Origin of the sequence: uncultured Pseudosulfitobacter sp. (assembly GCF_963976325.1) — a bacterium.
Classification (GTDB): domain Bacteria; phylum Pseudomonadota; class Alphaproteobacteria; order Rhodobacterales; family Rhodobacteraceae; genus Pseudosulfitobacter.
This window is the reverse complement of sequence record NZ_CAXBJW010000002.1, coordinates 513,248-536,359: the sequence shown is the minus strand read 5'-3', so window position 1 is coordinate 536,359 and position 23,112 is coordinate 513,248. Positions and strand designations below refer to the sequence as shown.

Below are 23,112 nucleotides of genomic sequence, written 5' to 3'. Positions count from 1 at the left end.
AGGAGACACCCCTATGGCCACCGTTGCAGTTACAGACGCTACCTTTGACGCCGAAGTCAAAAACTCGGACATCCCCGTTGTCGTGGACTTCTGGGCAGAATGGTGCGGCCCGTGCAAGCAGATCGGCCCGTCGCTTGAGGAGCTGTCCGCCGAGATGGAAGGCAAAGTGAAGATCGTCAAAGTGAACGTTGACGAGAACCCGAATTCCCCCGCCCAGATGGGTGTGCGCGGCATTCCTGCCCTGTTCATCTTCAAGAACGGCGAAGTCGTGTCGAACATGGCCGGCGCCAAGCCCAAAGCGGCGCTGCAAAACTGGATCAACGATTCGATCTAAGTCGCATCACCGCCAGTGAACGAAAGGGGCGCCCTGTCGGGGTGCCCTTTTTTATTGCGGAACGGGCCAGCCGAAGCGTGCCAGACGCGCGGCAATTTTCGCCTGGGCCGACGGGTGGCCCGCGTTGATCGACTGGTCTTGCCAGAACCACCAGATGTATCTGGCATAGTCGGGGCGGTGATCGGCAATGCGCTGAAAGCTGGCTGGATCGTCGCCGCGCAGGGCGATGTGGTGAAAGTCGATCTTGGCGAACAGGATGGCAGGTTTGCCAAAGAAATACCCGTTGAACGCCGCCGATGAATTCTGTGTGACCACGCAATCGCAAGCGGGCAGCAATCGCTCCATTTCTCCCATGCGGACCTCTAACAGCGGATCACGGTCGGCGATGGCCTCAAGGGCCGCAATCTCGGCGCTGGAATAGACCTCTTTGGGGTGCAAGGTGACGATGATGCGTTTGTCGGGCCATGCGGCGCGGGTGCGGTGGATCATGTCCAGCGGGCTGCACGTCTGGAACGAACGATGTTCGGTCAGGCGGCCCTGAAGCGGGATATAGACGAAACCGCCCGTACTGGCGGTGGCATCGCCGAACAGCCGTTTTTTCCAGAAGCCGTAGAACCGCTGTGCCTCTTTCGGTGCGATGTCGTCCACCGGAAACGCGCTGCGCGCCACATCCCAGTCCCAGCGCTGGTCGGTCTGGTCGATCTGCCAGAACGGATAGTGATAAACGCGACGGAACGTCAGCCCCTGCGCGCCAACTGGCGGCTTCATGTGCGTCAGCGTCGGCCCGCCCAGCGCCGCACCCGCCAGCCGCGCAGTTTTGGTGCCTTCGAGATAGGCAGCTTCCAGCCCCGCATCGCCCAGCACTGCCGCGATCTTGCCAATGAAATTATGCGCGCCCTTGGCCGCGCTGTCGCGCAAGCCTGCCTCTAGGTAAAACCGGACCGTGTTCGGGGTGCTCATGGGCCATTGCTAGCCGCCTGCATCGGCACAGACAAGCCGCTGCCCTTGTGCGCGGATGCCCCCGCCGCCATATAGGCCATCAAGACACAGGAGCGCGACAATGGATAAATCCGACTTTCCCGGATGGCACGGGACCACGATCATCGGCGTCAAGAAGGACGGCAAAGTGGTGATTGCAGGCGACGGCCAGGTGTCGCTGGGCCAGACCGTCATCAAAGGCACCGCACGCAAGGTGCGCCGCCTGTCGCCCGGCGGGTTTGACGTGGTGGCAGGCTTTGCCGGATCGACCGCCGATGCCTTTGCCCTGCTGGAACGGCTTGAGGCAAAGCTGGAAGCGACGCCGGGGCAACTGGCCCGCGCCAGTGTGGAACTGGCCAAGGACTGGCGCACAGACAAATATCTGCAAAAGCTCGAGGCGATGCTGATCGTGTCGGACGGGTCCGAAATGTTCGTGATCACCGGCGCGGGCGACGTGCTGGAGCCTGAACATGACGTGGCGGCCATCGGGTCGGGCGGCAACTATGCGCTGGCGGCGGCACGCGGCATGATGGACAGCGACCGTGACGCCGAAGCCGTGGCGCGGGCCGCCATGGCGATTGCATCAGACATTTGCGTGTATACCAACGGCAACCTGACGGTCGAAACCATATCGGCCAGCGGCGATGCAAAACCGGCGTCATGACCGAATTTGACCGCAACGACCTGCGCGCCGCTGTTGGCGCCGGCCTGCTGAGCGAAGCGCAGGCGGCATCGCTGCTGGCATTGGCCCAAAGCCGTCGTGGCGCGCGCGAAAGCCTGCCTGCGGGCGATGAACCCTTTGAGCTGTTCAAAGGCTTTAACGAGATTTTCATCGTCATTGGCCTGATCATTCTGTCGGTGGGCTGGGCGGCTGTCACCGGTCTGTCTGTGGCGACATCGCTGGGCGGATTTCAGGGCAAGATCGTTCTGGCCGCTGTCGTCGGTGCGCTGGTCCTGTGGGGCCTGTCCGAATATTTCGTGCGCCGTCGTCGTATGGTGGCGCCGGCGATTGCCCTGTCGATCCTGTGGGCGATGAACGCCAGCGCGGGTCTAAGCGCGCAATTGGCCGAACCGTTCATGGTGGCACAGGCGGATTATTCCAGCCTGCTGCTGCCCATTGGTCTGACCACGGTGGCCATCGCACTGTATTGGCTGCGGTTTCGCGTGCCCTTTGCCATGGCGCTGATTGCGCTGGGTGTTTTCGCCCTGTCGCTGATGATGGGCGCGATCCGCATGGGCACGCCCGCCAACGTCAGCGACTTTTTCCTGCTGTCGGCCAGCGGCCCCTTTGCGTGGATCACGCTGCTGGTGGGGCTGGTGGTGTTCGCCGTCGCCATGTTCTTTGACATGAGCGACCCGCACCGCGTCACCCGCCGGTCGGCGCAAGGGTTCTGGCTGCATGTGGTCGCCGCGCCTGCGCTGGTCAACACGCTTGCGCTGAGCCTGCTGGAAAGCGGCACCGGCAATGCCTATCTGCTGTTGCTGGCGGTGCTGCTATTGTTTGCCGCCGTTGCCATCATCATCGACCGCCGGTCGTTCCTGATTGCCGCCATCGCCTATAGCGTCACGCTGGCCGGCACGGTGTTCGGCGGCGACGGGGCCGCGACAACCGTGCTGGTTCTGGGCATCTTTCTTGTCACACTTGGCGCGTTCTGGACACCGATCCGCGCCGCCCTTCTTTCACCTTTGGCCAGGGTTCTGCCGCTTGACCGGCTGCCACCCTCGCACTGAATACGGGACATCTTATGACCGACCTTACCCCCCGCGAAATCGTTTCCGAACTCGACCGGTTCATCATCGGCCAGAACGACGCCAAGCGCGCCGTGGCTGTCGCCCTGCGCAACCGCTGGCGGCGCAAGCAACTGTCCGATGACCTGCGCGACGAGGTTTACCCCAAGAACATCCTGATGATCGGACCCACCGGTGTCGGCAAAACCGAGATCAGCCGCCGTCTGGCAAAACTGGCCCGCGCGCCGTTCCTGAAGGTCGAGGCGACCAAGTTCACCGAAGTCGGCTATGTCGGCCGCGACGTGGAACAAATCATCCGTGATCTGGTGGATTCTGCCATCGTGATGACCCGCGAACACATGCGCGACGACGTCAAGGCCAAGGCCCGCGCCGCCGCCGAGGAACGTGTGATCGACGCCATCGCCGGCACCGACGCGCGTGACGGCACCCGCGAAATGTTCCGCAAAAAGCTGAAGTCGGGCGAACTGGACGACACCGTGATCGAGCTTGAGGTGGCGGACACCTCGAACCCCCTTGGCGGCATGGAGATTCCCGGCCAGCCCGGCGGGGCCAGCATGATCAATCTGGGTGACATATTCGGCAAGGCCATGGGCGGGCGCACGGTGCGCAAAAAGCTGACCGTCGCCCAAAGCTATGACGTGCTGATCGGCGAAGAGGCCGACAAACTGCTGGACGACGAAACGGTAAACAAGGCCGCGGTGGCGTCGGTGGAAAACAGCGGCATCGTGTTCCTGGACGAAATCGACAAGGTCTGCGCCCGTTCCGATGCACGTGGCGCCGATGTCAGCCGCGAGGGCGTGCAGCGCGACCTGCTGCCGCTGATCGAGGGCACGACCGTCAGCACCAAGCACGGGCCGGTGAAAACCGACCACATCCTGTTCATCGCCTCGGGTGCGTTCCATGTGTCCAAACCGTCGGATCTGTTGCCGGAATTGCAGGGGCGTCTGCCGATCCGCGTGGAACTGCGCGCCCTGACTGAAGGGGATTTTGTCCGTATCCTGACCGAAACCGACAACGCCCTGACACGTCAGTACACCGCGCTGATGGGCACCGAGGATCTGACCGTCAGCTTTACCGAAGACGGCATTGCCGCACTGGCCAAGATCGCCGCCGAAGTGAATGCGTCGGTCGAGAACATCGGCGCGCGGCGGCTGTATACCGTGCTGGAACGTGTTTTCGAGGAACTGTCGTTCACAGCACCTGATCGTGGCGGTGAAGAGGTGGTGGTGAACGCCGAATTCGTCGACAAGAACCTGGGCGAACTCATGGCCTCGCCCGACATCAGCCGTTACGTTCTGTGATCGCCTGATTGCAGCACTTCCCACCCTTTTGGTTTCAGCCTAGGTTGGACCGAAGGGTGGGCATCGGATGCTGCGTTTTCTGATCATTTCCGTATTTCTGCTGTCTGCCTGTGCGGATCGCGTGGCGTCGCCCGTGGTGCCTGCTGCGCTGGACATCGGCACCATCCGCAGCGTCTTTGTCGGCACCACCCGTCTGGAATACCCGCCCGGCACATTCAGCATTGGACGGTCCCCCAACCTGAGCCTGCTTCAGGTCAAAGTGTCGATCCCGCCTGACCACACCTTTGGCGAAATCTCGGACGGTCAGGACAACCCGCAGCCCGAACGGGATTTTGTCATCGCGCAGCGCAACAACTTTGCCACGCCCCATGCCTTTCGCAACGCGCTGAACCTTGAGATTGAAAAGAAGAACGCGCCGGGGCGCGAGGTGACGGTGTTTGTCCACGGGTTCAACAACAGCTTTGCCGACGGGGTGTTTCGTATCGCGCAAATGGCCAACGACCTGAAATTGCCCGGGTCATTCGTGTCCTATGCCTGGCCCAGTCGCGGCAATCCATTGGGCTATCAATACGATTCCGACAGCGCCCTGTTTGCACGCGATGGCCTGCAAGAGTTGCTGTACAACATTCAAGGCGCGGGCACCGATCAGATCATTCTGGTGGCCCATTCGATGGGTGGCATGTTGTTGATGGAAACCCTGCGCCAGATCGAGATTGCCCGGCCCGGCTGGACGTCGAAGAACATCGCAGGTGTTATCCTGATCTCGCCCGATTTGAATGTGGATGTGTTCCGGTCACAGGTGCGCAGCTTTGAAAAACTGCCGCAGCCGTTTCTTATTTTTGTCTCGCAGCGCGACATCGTTTTGAAGCTGTCCGCACAGTTGCGCGGGGAAGCGTCTCAATTGGGCAATATCAGCTCTGCCGCCGATCTGGATGACATGCCGGTACAGGTGATTGACGTAAGCGCCTTTGAAGACCGCAAAAGCGGCGACCACTTTGTCGCTGCGGGATCGCCTGCGTTGGGTGCGCTGTTGGCGAACCTTGCAAGGCTGGACGAGGGGTTCGTGCGCGGACGCAGCGGTGGAGGCATCTTGTTGCCCGGCACGCGGCGGGTTTACGGCAATGCGTCGGAGCTGACGGTGCAAGCCCCGGTGACCCAAGACAGATAAGGTCTGTCGGATTTTTGATGCGTTAAATTCGACCTAACGCCGTTTGCGAAGGTAAACGTAGTAAGCACCCGTGCCGCCATGCCGAATGTTCGCGGGGGTGATTTGCAACACCGCCTGTGCCAGCGGGGCCATCGACAGCCATTGCGGCACCTGATGGCGCAACACACCAAAGCGCACGGGGATCGGGCCGCCTTCGTCGCGGGCCTTGCCTTTGCCGGTGATTACCAGAACCAGCCGTCTGCCCGATGCCTGCGACGACAGGATAAACCGCGTCAGTGCGGGGTGGGCGTGGTCCAGCGTCATGCCGTGCAGGTCGATGCGGCCTTCGGGTTTCAGCTTGCCACGGCGCATCTGGTCGAACGCTTTGCGGTCCATCTGAACCTGCGCCTTTGACAGCCGTTCGGCCACGGGGCGCAGCACATCGCGGGTGATGGTGGGCTGGCCCTTGGACGTCGCAGGTTTGGGTAGCGTTTCAAACCGGGGGACCACACGGGGTTTGGGCGGGTCGACCTGTGTGACCTCAAGAGCCTGTTTCATCGCCGCACCGCTGTCCAGCCTTTCGGCCTTTTCCGTCACCTTGCGCCACAGCTCAAGCTCGTCCGGTCGCAGACGCCGCCGGGTCATATCGCGCTTTCTGGTAGCATCGCATAGGCGCGCTGGATCGGCAGCAGCACATACATGCGCCCCGGATCACGCAGCCTGCCAGCCGCACGGCCCGCCGCATCGCCCGTGCCAAAGAACACGTCGGCCCGCTGTGCGCCCTTGATGGCAGACCCCGTGTCCTGGGCGATCATCAGACGGCGCAGGGGCCCCTTGCCATCTTTTTCAATCCACACCGGCGCGCCCAGTGGCACAAAGGACGGATCGACCGCAATCGACCGCATCGTGGTGATCGACCGGTTCATCGCACCCAACGGGCCGCGGTCGGCGGGCACTTCGCTGACCTCGCGGAAAAACACATAGGACGGATTGTGGTACAGCAGTTCGCGCCCGTCGTCGGGATTGCGGCGCACCCAGTTCTTGATCACATCGGCGCTGACCTGATGGGCGTCGTAGGTTCCGCGCCGCACCAGTTCGGCCCCGATCGACCGGTAATCCTGACCGTTCGACCCTTCGTAGCCGACACGCAGGAACGTGCCATCGGGCAGGCGAATGCGGCCAGACCCCTGAATTTGCAGAAAGAACAGCTCGACCGGGTCATCGACCCAGGCAATTTCCAGCCCCCGCCCGGCCATGGTGTCCCCGTCCAGAATATCGCGACGGCTGAGCCACGGGCGTGTCACCCGCGCCTCGGGCGGCATGGCATAGACAGGATAGCGAAAGCGCGGCGTTTGCTGGCGTGACCCGTCAAGTTCGGGTTCGAAATAGCCGGTGAACAGCCCGTCCTTGCCGTCTTCGATCAGCACGGGCCGGAAGAACAATTCGAAAAACGCACGCGGTTCAGGGTTTTGCGCGGCCAGCGCGCACAAGGCGCGCCAATCCGGGTCGCGCAGATCCTGACAGGTGTTTTTGAACGTGGACAGGGCGGCGGCGTGGTCATCGTTGGCCCAGCCGTCAAGCTGGTCAAAGTTGGCCACCTGCACCCGAGTTTCGGACTGAACCGGCTGCGTCATCGCCGCCCCCATAAGGATCGCGGCGACGGCACGCCGCCAGATCACGCGTCTGTCGAAACCAGCAGCCAATTTGGATCATCCGAACCCATTGTCCGCGCAAAGGCCCACGTGTCCTTCTGGCGTTTGATTTCGGTTGTGCTGCCTTCGACGATATCGCCGCCCTTGTCGCGCACGGCAGAGGTCAGTTCGGCAACAAAGCGCAGGGTCAGTTCGGCCTCGTTCGTGGTGGGATCAAAGGTGGCGTCGGTCAGCTTGATCTCGCTGACGCCGATAAAGTTCACGTCGATGGTCAGGCCCTGATCTTCGCGTGCGGCCACGCCGTCAACAAAGCTTTCGTACACCTCTTCGGACAGGAACGGCTGAATTTGCGCCAACTCGCCTTTGTCGTAGCCCAGAATGATCATTTCATAGGCCCCGCGTGCACCGCCCAAAAAGTCGGACACGTTGAACGACGGCTCGACCCGTTTCATCGCGGCCAATGCCTTGGCGGCTTCGCTGTCTTCGGGGACGTGATCGGTGATGTCCAGATCGGGGCCGCCTTCGATCACTTCGAATTCGGGGCGCGCTGCGCCTGACGGCTCTTTGGTCACGGGGGGCTTTTCAAAGCCTTCGCGCGTGCCCAGAACGCTTTTCAGGCGCAGGATCAGGAAAATGGCGATGCCAGCCAGAACCAACAGTTGGATAAGGGGCGCTTGCATTGAAATAAACCTCATTCAGGCGGAAAAGTGGTAACCCGCGTTGTTGAACATTATGTAGGGGCTGGGGCGCACCAAGTCCACCGCGCCCACAGGAAAGGATCGTTTGTATGTGGTTGTTTTTGGCATTTCTCGCTGTGCCATTGATCGAGATTACACTTTTTATCCAGATCGGTGGTGCCATCGGGTTGGGATGGACGCTGTTCATTGTCATCACCACCGCCATTCTGGGCACATATCTGATGCGTCAGCAGGGGTTGCGGACCATTGAAAAGCTGCGGTCGTCAATGAACGAGCTGACCGACCCGACCGAACCGCTGGTGCACGGGGCGATGATCCTGTTTGCCGGCGCATTGTTGCTGACGCCCGGGTTTTTCACCGACACCATCGGGCTGGCGCTGATGGTCCCGCAGGTGCGGTCGTGGATGTTCCAGACCATGCGCAGCCGGATCAACGTGGCCAGTTTTGCCACCAGCGGCCAGCGGCCGCAGCAGCACCCGCGCCGTCCCGATGTGATCGACGCCGATTATCAGGATGTGACGCCGGAAACGGACGAGCCCCAAGGCCCCTCGGGCTGGACCAAGCCATAAGGCATGGCATTGAGCAGGCCCCGCCAACCTGCTAAAGCGGAAAAAACGCATATCAACAGGAGACTTCAATGGCTGAAACCGACGGTCAGGCACCGCAGCAACAGGTACAACCGCAAATGCGGATTCTGGGCCAGTTCATTCGCGACATTTCGTTCGAAAACATCATGGCGCAAAAAGGCGCACCACAGGATGTGCAGCCCGATGTGCAGGTTCAGGTCAACCTTGATGCCAAAAAGCGCGCCGCTGACAACCAGTACGAGTCAGCGATCAAACTGAACGTCACATCCAAGGTCAAAGACGGCGACGCGACGCTGTTCGTGCTGGAAATCGACTATGTCGGTATTTTCCACATCGAAAACGTGCCCGAAGACCAGATGCATCCGTTTTTGCTGATTGAGTGCCCGCGCATGATCTTCCCGTTCCTGCGCCGTGTTGTCAGCGACATCACCCGCGACGGTGGCTTCCCGCCGCTGAACCTGGAAAACATTGATTTCATTGCCATGTACCGCAACGAAATCGCACGTCGTCAGGCGGAAAACCCGCCCAAAGCCGACGCATGATCTGACGAATGCTGAGGGCCGTCCAGCGGCCTTCAGCCTTTTGCCCACAAGGCGGCGTCGCCCATTTTCTCGACAAATGTGGCGTGGGCCTGGGCCTCTTGCTCTGTGATACGTGACGGCAACGGATTTGGCCGCGGCTTGGGTGTCCAGTCGGGCAGGTCGGTGTCTGTCTTTTGCGAACCCGCGGTCGACAGGCCGAAATCGGGCTGCCGTCCACCGATCAGTTCCAGATAGACCTCGGCCAGAATTTCACTGTCCAGCAAGGCCCCGTGCAACGTCCGCGCGTCATTGTTGATGCCAAACCGGCGGCACAGCGCGTCCAGCGACGCGGGCGAGCCGGGAAAGCGTTTGCGCGCGATCTCCAGCGTGTCGATGGCCCGGTCATAGGGGATTTCCGGCAGGTTCATCCATTTCAGTTCGGCATTCAGAAACTTCATGTCGAAGGCCGCGTTGTGGATCACCAGTTTGGCGTCGCCGATAAAGTCCAGAAATGCCTGACCGACGGCCGCGAACTTGGGTTTGTCGCGCAGGAAATCGTCACCCAACCCGTGCACCTGAAATGCCTCGTCCGGCATCCCGCGTTCGGGGTTGATGTATTGGTGATAGGTTTTTCCCGTCGCCATATGCCCCATCAGCTCGACCGCGCCAATCTCGACGATACGATCGCCGCTGAACGGGTCAAAGCCGGTGGTTTCGGTGTCCAGAACGATCTCACGCATGGGGTAAGCCTGCCTTGATGGTGTTTACGATGGCCTGCACCTGTTCGCGGGCGTGGTCCATCGTGTCGGTGATCACAACATAGTCGGACAGCGCGACCTTGTCATCGTTGGGCATTTGTTTCGCCTTGATCTGCTCGAACTGCTCCAGCGTCATCGTGCCCCGCTCCATCACCCGCTTTTGTTGCAATTCCGCCGGAATAGAGACACATACAACCGCATCCATCCGCGCGTTGCCGCCGGTTTCAAACAGCAGCGGAATGTCGAACACCAGAATGTCCGACTGCGCTGTATCTATAAATTGTTGTCGGTCCTGGCCCACCAGCGGATGCACGATTTTCTCGATCCGCACCAGCAAGGTGGGGTCCTCGGCGATCAATGCACGCAGGGACGGGCGCGACACCGTGTCGTCGATCACCGCACGCGGTTCCAATGCGCGCATCGGTTCGACCGCACTGCCGCCCTTGCTGTAAATCCGGTGCACGGCGGCGTCTGCATCCCACACGTCACAGCCCGCTTCGGCGAACAATTTGGCCGTGGTTGATTTGCCCATGCCAATGGACCCTGTCAGCCCCAGAAGAAAGGTCATCGCAGGGCTGCCGCGCGGGCTGCGCTGTCCACGGTGGGGCGCTGGCCAAACCAGCGTTCAAAGCCCGGAACTGCCTGATGCAACAGCATCCCCAGACCGTCGACCACGACACAGCCCTGTTCTTCGGCGGTTGCCAGAAACCTGGTTTTCAGCGGCGTATACACCAGATCGGTCACCACGGTGCCACGCCGCAATCCGTCCAGGGGAATGCGCATCTCGGGCTTGCCGATCATGCCCAGCGACGATGTGTTCACCGTCAACACCGCATCATCCAGCATATTGCCGGCCTGAACCCAGTCATAAACCTGCACGCGATGGCCAAAGTCTGCGGCCAGTTGATCGGCCCGCACACGGGTGCGGTTGGTCAGCATGATCTCAGGCACACCGGCATCCAGCAGCGACGCCACGACCGCGCGCGACGCACCGCCCGCGCCGATGATGGCTGCGGGGCCAGATTGCGGCACCCAATTCGGCGCGCCGGTTTTCAGGTTTTCCAGAAACCCGTAACCGTCTGTATTATCAGCCTGAATTTTACCATCCTTGCGGAAGATAATGGTGTTTGCCGCCCCGATCAGCGTGGCGCGATCGGTCACCATATCCGCGATCTTTAGCACAGCTTCCTTATGGGGTATCGTGATGTTCACCCCCACAAACCCCATCTGCGGCAGCGTGCGCAGCACCTGCTCAAGATCTTCGGATTCGACATGCATGGGGATGTAGTGCCCCTTTAGCCCCAGCGCTTTCAGCCAATGGTGCTGTAGCTGCGGTGATTTGGAATGGGCAACGGGGGCGCCGATCACGCCCGCCAGTGGTATCTTTGTCTGGGTCACGCCTGCACTACTCCTCGGACGGTCAGAAAGGCCAGAAGCTGCAAAAGTGGCATACCCAGCACGCTAAAGTAATCCCCTTCGATGCTGGCCATCAGCCGCACGCCTTCCTCTTCTATCTTGTACCCGCCAACGCTGTGGCGGATGCTGTCCCAATTGCGGTCGACATAATCCTGAATATAGGCGTCGGATGCATCGCGCATCCGCACGCGGACCTGCCCGATGTGCCGCCAGATCGGTTCGCCGTTTTCGCAAATGACTGCTGCCGACAACAGACTGTGCGTGTCGCCGCGCAGGGCGGTCAGTTGGGTTACCGCATCTTCGGGCGTTTCAGGTTTCGACAGCAACGTGCCGCGATGATCCAGCACCTGATCACAGCCCAGAACAAAGACGCCGGGCATCTTGTCGCTGATCTTGCGCGCCTTGATCTCGGCCAGCGTGTCGGCAATGTCGCGCGGTTTGGCCTGCTCGGCCAGCATCCCCACCTTAACACTTTCTTCATCAACGCGTGGTTTCATCACCTCGAAGGCGATGCCGGCCTGTGTCAGCATATCCGCCCGTATAGACGACCCCGAGGCGAGGATGATGGACTGTGGCATGTGGATAACCTTGTGTGAAAACCATGTGCAGCGCGTTGGTCCTTTTGTGGGAATTCTACGCTGCGGGTTCAATCCCGAATTTCGCCGGCTTTTTGCCCGCCTTCAGGGCGGTTGTACCCCCATGCACAAGGATAAAAAAGCGGCTGTTGATGACGCGGCTGTTCAGAGGATGTCCACAAAGTTATCCACGCCGTTTCACGATTTCTTTGTCTTTAACACTTTGGAATAAATAGGATATTACAGATTACACCCAAACACTGGATTCCGGGTGAAAGGTTGTCCCTATGTGTATAACCCGGTGTACGAACAGATAATCCACAGATTTTGACGACCCTACTTAATCATCATCCTTTCTTTTCTCTTATATATATTATTAGTAAGGGGCCGAGCGCAGGAGGCCCCATGTCCGATATTCTGAGCAACTGGTATCCCTACATCAAAGCGTTGCACATCATGTCGGTGATCGCGTGGATGGCGGGGCTGTTCTATCTGCCGCGCTTGTTCGTCCATCATGTCGAAACAGCGGGCCTGAGCGGGCCAAGCCATGATTTGTTTATCGTCATGGAAGAAAAGCTGCTGCGTGTGATCATGAACCCCGCCATGATCGCGACCTGGCTGTTTGGCATCCTGCTGGTGATGACACCGGGGATTGTCGGCTGGGACATGGTTTGGCCGTGGACCAAGGGGCTGTCGGTGCTGGCAATGACCGGGTTTCACATGTGGCTGTCGCGCCAGCGGCGGAACTTTGTCGCGGGCGAGGGGCTGAAAACCGGCCGCACGTATCGCATGATGAACGAACTGCCGACGCTGCTGATGGTCGTGATCGTGCTGTCGGTGGTGGTGAAGTTCTGATTTTATTGACTCTGGCGGTGCTTTTGCCTATCTGAGCCTAAGCACCCCGTTCGGGGACCGCATCTAGCGATATATTTTGATTTAGGACAGCCAGGTTCGCGCCGGCTGCGACGTGTTTGCATGACAACTGAAACAACCGAAGCACCTGAGACAGTTGAATGTCTGACGCTGGCCGAGCTTAAGGCCAACAGCCCCAAAGACCTGCTTGCCATGGCCGAAGAGCTTGAGATCGAGAACGCCTCGACCATGCGCAAGGGCGAGATGATGTTCCAGATTCTGCGCGAACGCGCGGACGAAGGTTGGGACGTGTCCGGCGACGGCGTGCTGGAAGTGTTGCAAGACGGTTTCGGTTTCCTGCGCTCGCCCGAGGCAAACTATCTGTCCGGCCCCGACGACATCTATGTGTCGCCCGAGATGATCCGCAAATATTCGCTGCGCACCGGTGACACCATCGACGGCGGCATTCGCGCGCCCGACAATGACGAACGCTATTTCGCGCTGACCGATGTGGCGAACATCAACTTTGAAGACCCCGAGAAGGCGCGTCACAAGATCGCCTTTGACAACCTGACGCCGCTGTACCCCGACGAGCGCCTGACCATGGAAACGGACGAGCCCGCGACCAAGGACCGGTCGGCGCGGATCATCGACCTGGTGTCGCCCATCGGCAAGGGCCAGCGGTCGCTGATCGTGGCCCCGCCGCGCACGGGTAAAACCGTTCTGTTGCAGAACATTGCCAACAGCATCGAACGCAACCACCCCGAATGCTACCTGATCGTCCTGCTGATCGACGAGCGGCCCGAAGAGGTCACCGACATGCAGCGGTCGGTCAAGGGCGAGGTCATCAGCTCGACCTTTGACGAGCCGGCAACGCGCCACGTGGCCGTATCGGAAATGGTCATCGAAAAGGCCAAGCGCCTGGTCGAACACAAGCGCGATGTTGTGATCCTGCTGGATTCGATCACCCGTCTGGGCCGTGCGTTCAACACCGTTGTGCCGTCGTCGGGCAAGGTTCTGACCGGTGGTGTGGACGCCAACGCCCTGCAACGCCCCAAACGTTTCTTTGGTGCGGCGCGGAACATCGAAGAGGGCGGCAGCCTGACCATCATCGCAACCGCGCTGATCGACACCGGTAGCCGGATGGACGAGGTGATCTTTGAAGAATTCAAAGGCACCGGTAACTCGGAAATCGTTCTGGATCGCAAAATTGCGGACAAACGCGTGTTCCCGGCCATCGACATCCTGAAATCCGGCACCCGGAAAGAGGAACTGCTGGTCGACAAGAACGATCTGGCCAAAACCTTTGTCCTGCGTCGCATCCTGAACCCGATGGGCACCACCGACGCGATCGAGTTCCTGATTTCCAAATTGAAGCAGACCAAGACAAATTCGGATTTCTTCGATTCCATGAACACCTGACCCTTGGGGGCGTGACCGATGGATACGATTTTCGCCCTTGCGACGGCGCAGGGCCGCGCAGGCGTGGCCGTTGTGCGCGTGTCTGGTCCGTCGTCCCACGCGGCGGGCAGGCTGTTGTGCGGCACGCTGCCTGAACCGGGGTGCTTTGCGGTTCGTGGTTTGCATGCCGACGGTGAATTGTTGGATCGCGCGCTGGTTCTGACCTTTGCCGCGCCGCACAGCTTTACCGGCGAGGACGTGATCGAGCTGCACTTGCACGGCAGCATTGCGATCCTTCAGCGCGTGTTGACGGTATTGGGCCAGATCGACGGGCTGCGATTGGCAGAACCCGGTGAGTTCACCCGCCGTGCCCTGGAAAACGGTAAGATGGATCTTGCGCAGGTTGAAGGGCTGGCCGATCTGATCGACGCCGAAACGGAATTCCAACGCGCCCAAGCGATGCAGACCGTTGAGGGTGCGCTGAGCAAGGTCGTTGAGGATTGGCGCACGCGCCTGATCCACGCCGCGTCTTTGCTGGAAGTCACCATTGATTTTGCCGACGAGGACGTTCCGGTAGATGTGGCGCCAGAGGTGACTGATCTGCTGGATGCGGTGATTTTGCAGGCCACGGACGAGGTTTCGCGGTCCTACGTGGCTGAACGCGTGCGCAGCGGCTTTGAAGTGGCCATTGTGGGTCTGCCAAACGCTGGAAAATCCACTCTTCTCAATGCGTTAGCGGGACGTGACGCGGCCATCACCTCGGAATTTGCAGGAACCACCCGCGATGTGATCGAAGTGCGCATGGATTTGGATGGTTTGCCCGTGACCTTTCTGGATACCGCAGGGTTGCGCGACAGCGATGACCATGTCGAAGCTATTGGCATCGAACGTGCTATCGCGCGGGCCAAAACAGCGGATCTGCGGGTGTTCCTGACCGAGGATGCTTCGGATTTGCCGATCGTGCCGCTGCCACAGGACATCGTCGTGGCGCCCAAGGCTGATTTGCGCACCGATGGGTCAGGTGTTTCGGGCGTCACCGGGGCAGGGGTTAACGACCTGGTCCAGGCGGTGAAAGCCGTGTTTTCCGATCAGGTCGCGCACGCGGGGCTGACCTCGCGCGAACGGCATCGGACCTCGCTACAATCCGCCGTTGACGCGTTGGAACAAGCGCAAGACCTCGTCAAACAGGGGCCAGAGGTTTATGACTTGGCAGCAGAAGAACTGCGCGTCGCGATTCGCAGCCTTGAATTTCTTGTGGGTCGCATTGATGTAGAAAACCTGCTGGACGAAATCTTTTCCAGCTTCTGCTTGGGCAAATGACAGGAGTGTTTCACGTGAAACATTTTGACGTTCTGGTGATCGGTGGTGGCCATGCGGGTGCAGAGGCCGCCCACGCGGCTGCGCGGATGGGCGCGAATACAGCGCTTGTCACGATGACGCTGTCCGGCATTGGCGTGATGTCCTGTAATCCTGCCATTGGCGGATTGGGCAAGGGGCACCTGGTACGCGAAATTGATGCGATGGACGGCGTGATGGGCAAAGTTGCCGACAAGGCCGGCATCCAGTTCCGCTTGCTGAACCGCCGCAAAGGCCCCGCCGTGCAAGGCCCGCGCGCACAGGCAGACCGCGCAATTTACCAGCGCGAGATGTTGGCTGCGACGATGGCCCAAAACAATTTGACAGTGATCGAAGGTGAAGTTGTTGATCTGAAAATGGCCGATCAGCGTGTCACCGGGGTAGAATTGGCGGATGGGTCGCTGATTGATTGTACCACTGTTGTGCTGACCACGGGCACGTTCCTGCGCGGCATTATCCATATTGGCGAAGAAAAGCTGTCAGGCGGGCGGATGGGCGACAAGGCGTCGGTGCGTTTGGCCGAGCGGATCGACAGTTTCGGGCTACCGCTGGGGCGGCTCAAGACGGGAACACCGCCGCGTCTGGACACCCGGACAATCAACTGGTCGATTCTAGAGGAACAGCAGGGCGACGACGAACCGGCGTTCTTTTCGTTTGAAACAACCAAACTGTCCGCGCTGCAGGTGTCCTGCGGCATCACGCACACCAATGAGCGCACGCACGAGATTATTTCGAAAAACCTGTCGCGATCCGCGATGTACGGTGGACATATCGACGGAACCGGCCCGCGCTATTGCCCGTCAATCGAGGATAAAGTCGTGCGCTTTGCCGACAAATCCTCGCATCAAGTGTTTCTTGAGCCGGAAAGTCTGACAGGAAATACGGTTTATCCCAACGGGATTTCAACTTCGCTTCCGGTTGATGTTCAGCACGACTACATCCATTCCATAGTGGGGCTGGAAGAAGCCGTTATTCTGCAACCGGGATATGCGATCGAGTATGACTATGTCGATCCGCGCGCACTGGACGCAACGCTGCAACTGCGCGCAACATCGCATCTGTTCCTGGCGGGGCAGATCAATGGCACCACCGGTTATGAAGAAGCCGCCGCCCAAGGGCTTGTGGCAGGTCTGAATGCGGCTTGCGTCGCTTTGGGCCGCGATACCGTACAATTCGGACGGTCGAACAGCTATATCGGCGTAATGATCGACGATCTGACGACGCGCGGCGTGACAGAGCCCTATCGCATGTTCACTTCGCGCGCCGAATTTCGTTTGTCCCTGCGCGCAGACAACGCTGACCAACGTCTGACGCCGATCGCGATTGAATTGGGGATCGTCTCAGAGCGTCGGCAGAGGGTATTTGATGCCAAACGGAACGCGCTTGAAGCGGGCTATCAAGCCATGACGCGCGAAAAATACTCTCCGAAACAAATTACCGCCGCTGGTATTTCTGTTAAAGAGGATGGCACGCGCCGCACACCATACCAACTTTTGGCGTTTCCGGACGTTCAGTTTGCGGATGTTATGCGTGTTCAACCAGATCTAGACAGCATTGACGCGCCGATTCAAATCCAGCTGGCGCGTGATGCGCTGTACGCAAATTACATTGACCGGCAGCAAAAGGATATTGATCGGCTTCAAAAGGACGAAGCACACATGATTCCTGAAGGGTTTAGTTACCTTGGAATCAGTGGTCTGTCGAACGAGCTGACAAGCAAGCTGGAGAAAACCCGCCCAAGTAATTTGGCGCAGGCGGCCCGGGTTGAGGGGATGACTCCGGCAGCCTTGGCATTGCTGCTGGCCAAACTTCGGCAGCACAAGAAGATGTCAGCATGACGATCGTACCCGATTGGTTGGAGGGTAATGTTTCACGTGAAACATTGCAGGATCTCGAGCGATTTCATGATTTGTTTTTAAAGTGGAACGCCAAGATAAATCTGGTGTCCCGTTCCAGCGCGCCCGAGCTGTGGAACAGGCACATCTGGGATTCGGCGCAGGTCTGGCAATTGGCACCAAAAGCCGCCCATTGGGCTGATTTTGGCAGTGGGGGCGGCTTTCCAGCCTTGATTTGTGCGGTTTTTGCCAAACACGAAGCATCGGAAACGGAATTTACCCTGGTGGAAAGTGATCAGCGCAAGTCGACGTTCTTGCGCACCGCAATTCGTGAATTGGGGTTAAACGCGACCGTTCTGTCGCGCCGGATTGAACAGCTTGAGCCATTGAACGCAGATGTGATTTCCGCGCGGGCCTTGTCGCAGCTTACCGATTTGCTTGCATTTGCCGCGCAACATATGTCTGTCGACGGTCAGGCGCTGTTCCCAAAGGGCGAAATCTGGCAATCAGAGCTTGATGACGCACGAAAAGCGTGGACATTCGAATGTACGGCCCATCCCAGCCAGACCGACGCACAAGCGGCTGTTTTGCAGATCAAGGAGTTGAAACGTGTCTGATCCAACGCGCCCCATCGGACCCAAGATCGTGGCCGTCGCCAACCAGAAGGGTGGGGTTGGAAAAACCACGACGTCGATCAACCTTGCCGCGGCGCTGGCCGAGCAGGGGCGCAAAGTGTTGCTGGTGGATCTTGATCCGCAGGGAAACGCATCAACCGGGCTTGGGATCGAAGTTGATGACCGGATCTTGACCGCATACGAGCTGCTTTTGGAAGATGTTGATCTGAACGAGGCGGTTTTATCCACGGCAGTCGAAAATCTGTTCATCATTCCAGCGACCGTGGATCTGAGCTCTGCTGATCTTGAATTGATTTCCAACGAAAAACGCAGCTTTTTGCTGCACGACGCGTTGCGGCAGGTTCAGATGGACCCGTTTGGTTTTGATTATGTGCTGATCGACTGTCCGCCTTCGCTGAACTTGCTGACCGTAAACGCGATGATTGCCGCGCATTCTGTGCTGGTGCCGTTGCAGTCGGAATTTTTTGCGCTAGAGGGGCTGTCGCAACTGATGCTGACCATTCGCGAAGTGCGTCAGTCCGGGAACAAGGACTTGCGGATCGAAGGTGTTGTGTTGACCATGTATGATCAACGCAACAATTTGAGTTTGCAAGTGGAACAGGACGCACGCGACAATCTGGGCGAGTTGGTGTTCAAGACGGTGATTCCACGCAATGTGCGCGTGTCAGAAGCGCCGTCTTTTGCGATGCCAGTGCTCAGCTACGACCCGGCCTCGCGGGGGGCCAAAGCCTATCGCGATTTGGCGGTGGAATTTATTCGGAACAATGCACGACAGAAAGTAGAGGCCTGATATGGTTCCCAAAGATAAAAAACGTGGTCTGGGCCGTGGGCTTTCAGCGCTGATGGCAGACGTGAACGAGGCCGAGAAGGTCGCGGTGGAAAGTGTTGCATCGGGTGTGCGAAACGTTCCGATTGAACAGGTTAAACCGAACCCGGACCAACCACGTAAACGGTTTACGCAGGATGATCTGGATGATTTGGCTGCGTCGATTGCTGAAAAGGGCGTGATTCAGCCGTTGATCGTGCGTGAAAAGGACGGCGGTTTCGAGATTGTCGCTGGTGAACGCCGTTGGCGTGCCGCGCAGATGGCAAAGCTGCATGAACTGCCCGTGATCGTACGCGACTTTGACGACATCGAAGTGTTGGAAGTCGCGATCATCGAGAACATCCAGCGCGCTGATCTGAACCCAATTGAAGAGGCAGCGGGCTATCGTCAGTTGATGGACAAGTTTGGCCATACTCAGGAAAAGATGGCCGAGGCTTTGGGCAAAAGCCGGAGCCACATTGCGAACCTGCTGCGGTTGCTGCAATTGCCCGACGATGTGGTCGAGATGGTGCGCAAGGGGGATTTGTCGTCCGGTCACGCGCGCGCGCTGATCACCGCGAATGATCCATCAGCCTTGGCGCGCCGCGTTGTGGCCGAGGGGTTGAGCGTGCGTGCGACCGAAGCATTGGTGAAATCCATGCAAGACCGTGGCGACGATGCGACACCAAGAAGCAGCGCGAAGAAATCGAGCGAGGCCAAGGATGCGGACACCAAGGCGCTTGAGGGCGATCTTTCAGCGGCTTTGGGGATGACGGTTCAGTTGTCGCACAAACCAGGGGCCGAGGCGGGTCAGATGTCAATTTCGTATAAAACGTTGGAAGAACTGGACGAATTGTGCCGGATTCTTAGCGGAAGCTAGTCTGCCAGCAATTCGCGTAAAACCCCGTTCAAAACGCTAACGCCTTGTTCTGTAACGGAAATCCTTTGATCTCTCTGATCGAGCAAACCAAGATCAGAGAGGTTTTTCAGCGTATCAGGGGCCACAGGGCGCCCCGAAAGTGCCTGAAAACGCGATAAATCCACGCCTTCGGTCAGACGTAGGCCCATCAAAAGGAACTCGTTGGCCTGATCTTCGCCGGTCAGGGCAACATTTGGCAGTTGCCGCAGCTCTTCCAGCCAGCGTTTCGGATTGCTGGGCGCCTCGGTGGCAAAACGCTGACCGTCAATTGTCAGACGTCCGTGCGCGCCGGGGCCAATGCCGACGTAGTCGCCGTATCGCCAGTAAATCAGATTGTGCCGCGATTGCGCCCCGTCGCGGGCGTGATTGCTGACCTCGTAGGCGGGCATACCAAAGTCGGCGCAGATGTCGCGGGTCAGGGTGAACATATCGGCAGCGCGATCTTCGTCCGGCAGGCCGGCAAGTTTGCCAGCGTTATAGCGATCGCCAAAAGCCGTGCCTTGTTCGATGGTCAACTGATACAGGGAAAGATGGTCTATCGCCATGTTCAGAGCCTGTTTCAGCTCGGCTTCCCATTCCGCCAAAGTCTGTTTCTGCCGGCCGTAAATCAGATCGAAACTGACCCGATCAAAGGTTTTGCGTGCGATGTCAAAGGCCGCGCGTGCTTCGTCGGCCGAATGAATGCGCCCCAACCGGCGCAAATCCGCGTCGTTCAATGCCTGAATGCCCATCGAAATGCGGTTGACGCCGCCAGATCGAAAATCGGCAAACCGCTGTGCCTCGACCGACCCGGGGTTCGCCTCTAGCGTGATTTCCATGTCGTTGGCGGTGGGCCAGTGTTTGCGGATCGCGTCGATGATGTCCGCAACGACCCAAGGTTCCATCAAACTGGGCGTGCCGCCGCCGAAGAACACGGTGTGCACCACGCGCCCCGGTGTTTGTTCCGCAGCTTTGCGGATCTCGTCCAGGTAAGCATCACGCCATGCGGCGTGGTCGATGGAGCGCACAACATGGCTGTTGAAGTCACAATAGGGACATTTGGCAGCGCAAAACGGCCAGTGGATATAAATACCGAACCCGCCGTTTTGCCAATCGTCAGTCAAAGCAGCCGTCGATCAGTTTTTGGAACGCATTGGCGCGGTGGCTAATGGCGTTTTTGGCGTCGGCGGACATTTCGGCAAAGGTTACGTCGTGCCCAAGCGGTTGGAACATCGGGTCATATCCGTGGCCCAATTCACCGCGCAGGGGCCAGACCAATGTGCCCTCGACGGTGCCTTCGAACACTTCGTCGTGCCCGTCGGGCCATGCCAGAACCAGGGTCGAACAGAACCGCGCAGTGCGGGGTTCGGGGGCGTTACGTTCTTCCAGAAGACTGCGGGTTTTGGTCATGGCCATCAGGAAATCGCGGCCATTCGGGGTTTCGGCCCAGTCGGCGGTATAGACGCCGGGCGCGCCATCCAGCGCATCCACCTGAATACCGGAATCGTCGGACAGCGCGGGCAGGCCGGTCGCCTGCGCGGCTGCATGTGCCTTGATCCGGGCATTGCCGACAAAAGTGGTTTCGGTTTCGTCTGGTTCGGCCAGTTTCATCTCGGCTGCGCCGACGACCTGCACGCCCAGCGGCTGAAAAAGCGCAACCATCTCTTGCAGCTTGCCCGCGTTGTGCGTGGCCACCAACAGCCGGTCGCCTGCGAATTTGCGTGTCATGCGGTGGCTGCCTTTTGTGCTGCGACCAGTTCGGACACACCTTTTTCCGCCAGATCCATCAACTGGTTCATCTGATCGCGCGAGAATGTCTGGCCCTCGGCGCTCATCTGCACCTCGATCAGGCGGCCGGTGCCGGTCAGGATAAAGTTGCCGTCAACGCCGGCTTCGCTGTCTTCGGGATAGTCCAGATCCAGAACCGGCTGACCTGCGTAAATGCCGCAACTTACTGCCGAAACAGGGTCTACCAAGGGATCAGAGACGATATCGCCTGCTTTCATCAGCTTGTTGACCGCCAGTTTCAACGCGACCCAGCCGCCGGTGATCGACGCGCATCGGGTGCCGCCGTCGGCTTGCAGCACGTCACAGTCGATGGTGATCTGGCGTTCGCCCAGTGCAGAACGATCCACGCCTGCGCGCAGCGAACGGCCGATCAGGCGCTGAATTTCGACGGTGCGCCCGCCCTGTTTGCCCATCGCGGCCTCGCGGCGCATCCGGGTGTTGGTGGCACGGGGCAGCATACCGTATTCGGCGGTGACCCAGCCCAAACCCGACCCCTTGATAAAGGGCGGCACGCGGTCTTCGATGGTGGCGGTGCACAGCACGTGGGTGTGGCCGATCTTGATCAACGCGGACCCTTCGGCATGTTTGGTAAAGCCGGTTTCGATGGACACGGCGCGCATTTCGTCCAGTTTTCTTCCCGAGGGTCGCATGATACATCCTTTGTGTCTGTTGGGGCGGGGATAACGCCCCACGGGCCTGTGACGCAAGTGCGATTGACCTTTTGTGACCCAGCCCGTCTAGTGGCGACGTCGAGGCAAAATATGACAGATACACCGAATATCCTTGAAGAGTTGAACGACCGGTCGCGCGAAGTGTTTCGCCGCGTGGTCGAAGGTTACCTTGCGAACGGCGATCCGGTGGGGTCGCGCACGCTGACACGGGATTTCAGCGAAAAGGTCAGCGCCGCAACGATCCGCAATGTGATGCAGGATCTTGAGTTTATGGGGTTGCTGGACAGCCCGCATGTGTCTGCGGGTCGTATTCCGACGCAGCGCGGATTGCGGATGTTCGTGGACGGGCTGATGGAAGTGGGCCTGCCGGACAGCGCCGACCGCGAAAAGATCGACGCGACGCGCGGTGCCGGCGAACGCGATGTAGCAGGATTGCTGGACCGCGTCGGGTCTGCGCTGTCCGGTGTGACGCAGGGCGCATCGCTGGTGCTGGCACCCAAGCACGAGGCGCCGATCAAACATATCGAGTTTGTGTCGCTGGGTCATGACCGCGCCTTGGGCGTTCTGGTGCTGGCCGACGGGCATGTGGAAAACCGTCTGTTTACACCGCCGCCCGGTCAAACCCCCAGTTCTATGCGCGAGGCGGCGAATTTTCTGAATGCGCTGATCGAGGGCAAGACGCTAAGCGAAGTGCAGTCGGTGATCGAAACCGAGATCAAGAAACGCCGCCGCGAGATTGACAGCCTGGCCGCCGAACTGGTGCAACAGGGGCTGGCGGTTTGGGACGGGGATGACGACCGCAACCAGCGGCTGATCGTGCGCGGACGGTCGAATCTGCTGGGGGTCGCGGGCGAGGGCGAGGATCTGGACCGCATCCGGTCGCTGTTCGACGACCTGGAACGCAAGCGTGACATCGCCGAATTCCTTGAACTGACCGACGAAGGCCATGGTGTGCGCATTTTTATCGGTTCCGAAAACAAACTTTTTTCACTTTCGGGTTCCTCTCTGGTCGTTTCCCCATATATGAACGCAGATCGAAAGATCATCGGAGCGGTCGGGGTCATCGGGCCCACGCGGCTGAACTATGGACGCATCGTTCCGATTGTGGATTACACGGCGCAGTTGGTGGGCAAATTGCTGACCGATAAAAGTTAG

26 protein-coding genes are annotated in these 23,112 nt (G+C 59.3%); 15 read left to right on the top strand and 11 right to left on the bottom strand.

From position 1 onward, the window contains the following. Nucleotides 1–13: 13 nt before the first annotated feature. Entirely contained in the window at nt 14–334 is a 321-nt protein-coding gene (gene trxA, locus AAC077_RS09815; protein WP_114291824.1) for a thioredoxin, read from the top strand. Nucleotides 335–385: 51 nt separating this feature from the next. On the opposite strand, the gene AAC077_RS09810 is transcribed toward trxA, so the two are convergent. Continuing rightward, the gene (locus AAC077_RS09810; protein ID WP_339768989.1) at nt 386–1,294 is read right to left on the bottom strand and encodes a hypothetical protein; all 909 of its coding nucleotides are present in this window, start codon (nt 1,292–1,294) and stop codon (nt 386–388) included. A 100-nt stretch (nt 1,295–1,394) separates the two neighbouring features. Here AAC077_RS09810 and hslV point away from each other — a divergent pair, with 100 nt between their 5' ends. The 4 genes from hslV to AAC077_RS09790 all read left to right on the top strand — a co-directional run bounded on the left by hslV (nt 1,395) and on the right by AAC077_RS09790 (nt 5,530). Then, the gene (gene hslV / locus AAC077_RS09805) at nt 1,395–1,976 is read left to right on the top strand and encodes an ATP-dependent protease subunit HslV (RefSeq protein ID WP_339768987.1); all 582 of its coding nucleotides are present in this window, start codon (nt 1,395–1,397) and stop codon (nt 1,974–1,976) included. Then, a complete protein-coding gene (locus tag AAC077_RS09800) occupies nt 1,973–3,043 on the top strand; it encodes a hypothetical protein (RefSeq protein WP_339768986.1) in 1,071 nt (356 codons plus the stop codon). Before hslV ends, AAC077_RS09800 begins: the two co-directional genes overlap by 4 nt. A 14-nt stretch (nt 3,044–3,057) precedes the next feature. Continuing rightward, nucleotides 3,058–4,362 (top strand): ATP-dependent protease ATPase subunit HslU, encoded by a 1,305-nt coding sequence (hslU, locus tag AAC077_RS09795; protein ID WP_339768984.1) that lies wholly within the window; start codon nt 3,058–3,060, stop codon nt 4,360–4,362. 67 nt (nt 4,363–4,429) lie between these two features. Next, nucleotides 4,430–5,530 (top strand): alpha/beta fold hydrolase, encoded by a 1,101-nt coding sequence (locus AAC077_RS09790; protein WP_339768983.1) that lies wholly within the window; start codon nt 4,430–4,432, stop codon nt 5,528–5,530. 33 nt (nt 5,531–5,563) lie between these two features. Here AAC077_RS09790 and AAC077_RS09785 read toward each other — a convergent pair whose 3' ends face one another. From AAC077_RS09785 to AAC077_RS09775, 3 genes are read right to left on the bottom strand one after another with little or no spacing between them, the layout of a single operon-like run. Continuing rightward, entirely contained in the window at nt 5,564–6,154 is a 591-nt protein-coding gene (locus AAC077_RS09785; protein ID WP_339768981.1) for a Smr/MutS family protein, read from the bottom strand. Continuing rightward, a complete protein-coding gene (locus tag AAC077_RS09780; RefSeq protein ID WP_339769499.1) occupies nt 6,151–7,155 on the bottom strand; it encodes an MltA domain-containing protein in 1,005 nt (334 codons plus the stop codon). Before AAC077_RS09780 ends, AAC077_RS09785 begins: the two co-directional genes overlap by 4 nt. A gap of 29 nt (nt 7,156–7,184) precedes the next feature. After that, entirely contained in the window at nt 7,185–7,841 is a 657-nt protein-coding gene (locus tag AAC077_RS09775) for a Tim44/TimA family putative adaptor protein (RefSeq protein ID WP_339768979.1), read from the bottom strand. A 107-nt stretch (nt 7,842–7,948) separates the two neighbouring features. Here AAC077_RS09775 and AAC077_RS09770 point away from each other — a divergent pair, with 107 nt between their 5' ends. After that, nucleotides 7,949–8,428 carry an FxsA family protein gene (locus AAC077_RS09770; protein WP_339768977.1) on the top strand — a complete coding sequence of 160 codons (480 nt, stop codon included), beginning with the start codon at nt 7,949–7,951 and terminating at the stop codon, nt 8,426–8,428. Between the two features lie 68 nt (nt 8,429–8,496). Continuing rightward, complete coding sequence (gene secB, locus AAC077_RS09765; protein ID WP_339768975.1) at nt 8,497–8,988, top strand: protein-export chaperone SecB; 492 nt, start codon at nt 8,497–8,499, stop codon at nt 8,986–8,988. Nucleotides 8,989–9,020: 32 nt separating this feature from the next. On the opposite strand, the gene dnaQ is transcribed toward secB, so the two are convergent. The 4 genes from dnaQ to AAC077_RS09745 are packed head-to-tail and all read right to left on the bottom strand — an operon-like array spanning nt 9,021 to nt 11,719. Then, nucleotides 9,021–9,707: a DNA polymerase III subunit epsilon gene (dnaQ, locus tag AAC077_RS09760; RefSeq protein WP_339768973.1), complete on the bottom strand. Its 687-nt coding sequence runs from the start codon at nt 9,705–9,707 to the stop codon at nt 9,021–9,023. Further along, nucleotides 9,700–10,293 carry a dephospho-CoA kinase gene (coaE, locus tag AAC077_RS09755; RefSeq protein ID WP_339768972.1) on the bottom strand — a complete coding sequence of 198 codons (594 nt, stop codon included), beginning with the start codon at nt 10,291–10,293 and terminating at the stop codon, nt 9,700–9,702. Before coaE ends, dnaQ begins: the two co-directional genes overlap by 8 nt. Then, nucleotides 10,290–11,123 (bottom strand): shikimate dehydrogenase, encoded by an 834-nt coding sequence (locus tag AAC077_RS09750; RefSeq protein ID WP_339768970.1) that lies wholly within the window; start codon nt 11,121–11,123, stop codon nt 10,290–10,292. Before AAC077_RS09750 ends, coaE begins: the two co-directional genes overlap by 4 nt. Further along, nucleotides 11,120–11,719: a nucleoside triphosphate pyrophosphatase gene (locus tag AAC077_RS09745; protein WP_339768968.1), complete on the bottom strand. Its 600-nt coding sequence runs from the start codon at nt 11,717–11,719 to the stop codon at nt 11,120–11,122. The genes AAC077_RS09750 and AAC077_RS09745 overlap by 4 nt, the downstream gene beginning before the upstream one ends. 402 nt (nt 11,720–12,121) lie before the next feature. Here AAC077_RS09745 and AAC077_RS09740 point away from each other — a divergent pair, with 402 nt between their 5' ends. The 7 genes from AAC077_RS09740 to AAC077_RS09710 all read left to right on the top strand — a co-directional run bounded on the left by AAC077_RS09740 (nt 12,122) and on the right by AAC077_RS09710 (nt 19,480). Further along, nucleotides 12,122–12,571, top strand: coding sequence for a CopD family protein (locus AAC077_RS09740; protein WP_339768966.1), 450 nt, complete (start codon nt 12,122–12,124; stop codon nt 12,569–12,571). A 120-nt stretch (nt 12,572–12,691) separates the two neighbouring features. Then, nucleotides 12,692–13,990: a transcription termination factor Rho gene (rho, locus tag AAC077_RS09735; protein ID WP_339768964.1), complete on the top strand. Its 1,299-nt coding sequence runs from the start codon at nt 12,692–12,694 to the stop codon at nt 13,988–13,990. 18 nt (nt 13,991–14,008) lie between these two features. Further along, nucleotides 14,009–15,289 (top strand): tRNA uridine-5-carboxymethylaminomethyl(34) synthesis GTPase MnmE, encoded by a 1,281-nt coding sequence (mnmE, locus tag AAC077_RS09730; protein WP_339768962.1) that lies wholly within the window; start codon nt 14,009–14,011, stop codon nt 15,287–15,289. A gap of 14 nt (nt 15,290–15,303) precedes the next feature. Then, a complete protein-coding gene (gene mnmG / locus AAC077_RS09725) occupies nt 15,304–17,163 on the top strand; it encodes a tRNA uridine-5-carboxymethylaminomethyl(34) synthesis enzyme MnmG (protein ID WP_339768960.1) in 1,860 nt (619 codons plus the stop codon). Next, nucleotides 17,160–17,777 carry a 16S rRNA (guanine(527)-N(7))-methyltransferase RsmG gene (rsmG, locus tag AAC077_RS09720; protein WP_339768958.1) on the top strand — a complete coding sequence of 206 codons (618 nt, stop codon included), beginning with the start codon at nt 17,160–17,162 and terminating at the stop codon, nt 17,775–17,777. The genes mnmG and rsmG overlap by 4 nt, the downstream gene beginning before the upstream one ends. Continuing rightward, nucleotides 17,770–18,585, top strand: a complete 816-nt coding sequence (locus AAC077_RS09715) for an AAA family ATPase (RefSeq protein WP_339768956.1) — start codon at nt 17,770–17,772, stop codon at nt 18,583–18,585. Before rsmG ends, AAC077_RS09715 begins: the two co-directional genes overlap by 8 nt. A gap of 1 nt (nt 18,586) precedes the next feature. Further along, the gene (locus AAC077_RS09710) at nt 18,587–19,480 is read left to right on the top strand and encodes a ParB/RepB/Spo0J family partition protein (protein WP_339768954.1); all 894 of its coding nucleotides are present in this window, start codon (nt 18,587–18,589) and stop codon (nt 19,478–19,480) included. On the opposite strand, the gene hemW is transcribed toward AAC077_RS09710, so the two are convergent. The 3 genes from hemW to rph are packed head-to-tail and all read right to left on the bottom strand — an operon-like array spanning nt 19,477 to nt 21,936. Beyond that, complete coding sequence (hemW, locus tag AAC077_RS09705) at nt 19,477–20,622, bottom strand: radical SAM family heme chaperone HemW (RefSeq protein WP_339768952.1); 1,146 nt, start codon at nt 20,620–20,622, stop codon at nt 19,477–19,479. The genes AAC077_RS09710 and hemW overlap by 4 nt on opposite strands. Continuing rightward, nucleotides 20,615–21,226, bottom strand: a complete 612-nt coding sequence (gene rdgB, locus AAC077_RS09700; RefSeq protein WP_339768950.1) for an RdgB/HAM1 family non-canonical purine NTP pyrophosphatase — start codon at nt 21,224–21,226, stop codon at nt 20,615–20,617. The genes hemW and rdgB overlap by 8 nt, the downstream gene beginning before the upstream one ends. Continuing rightward, entirely contained in the window at nt 21,223–21,936 is a 714-nt protein-coding gene (gene rph, locus AAC077_RS09695) for a ribonuclease PH (protein WP_339768948.1), read from the bottom strand. Before rph ends, rdgB begins: the two co-directional genes overlap by 4 nt. Before the next feature lie 111 nt (nt 21,937–22,047). Between rph and hrcA the strand changes: the two genes are divergently transcribed. Then, nucleotides 22,048–23,112 carry a heat-inducible transcriptional repressor HrcA gene (hrcA, locus tag AAC077_RS09690; protein ID WP_339768946.1) on the top strand — a complete coding sequence of 355 codons (1,065 nt, stop codon included), beginning with the start codon at nt 22,048–22,050 and terminating at the stop codon, nt 23,110–23,112.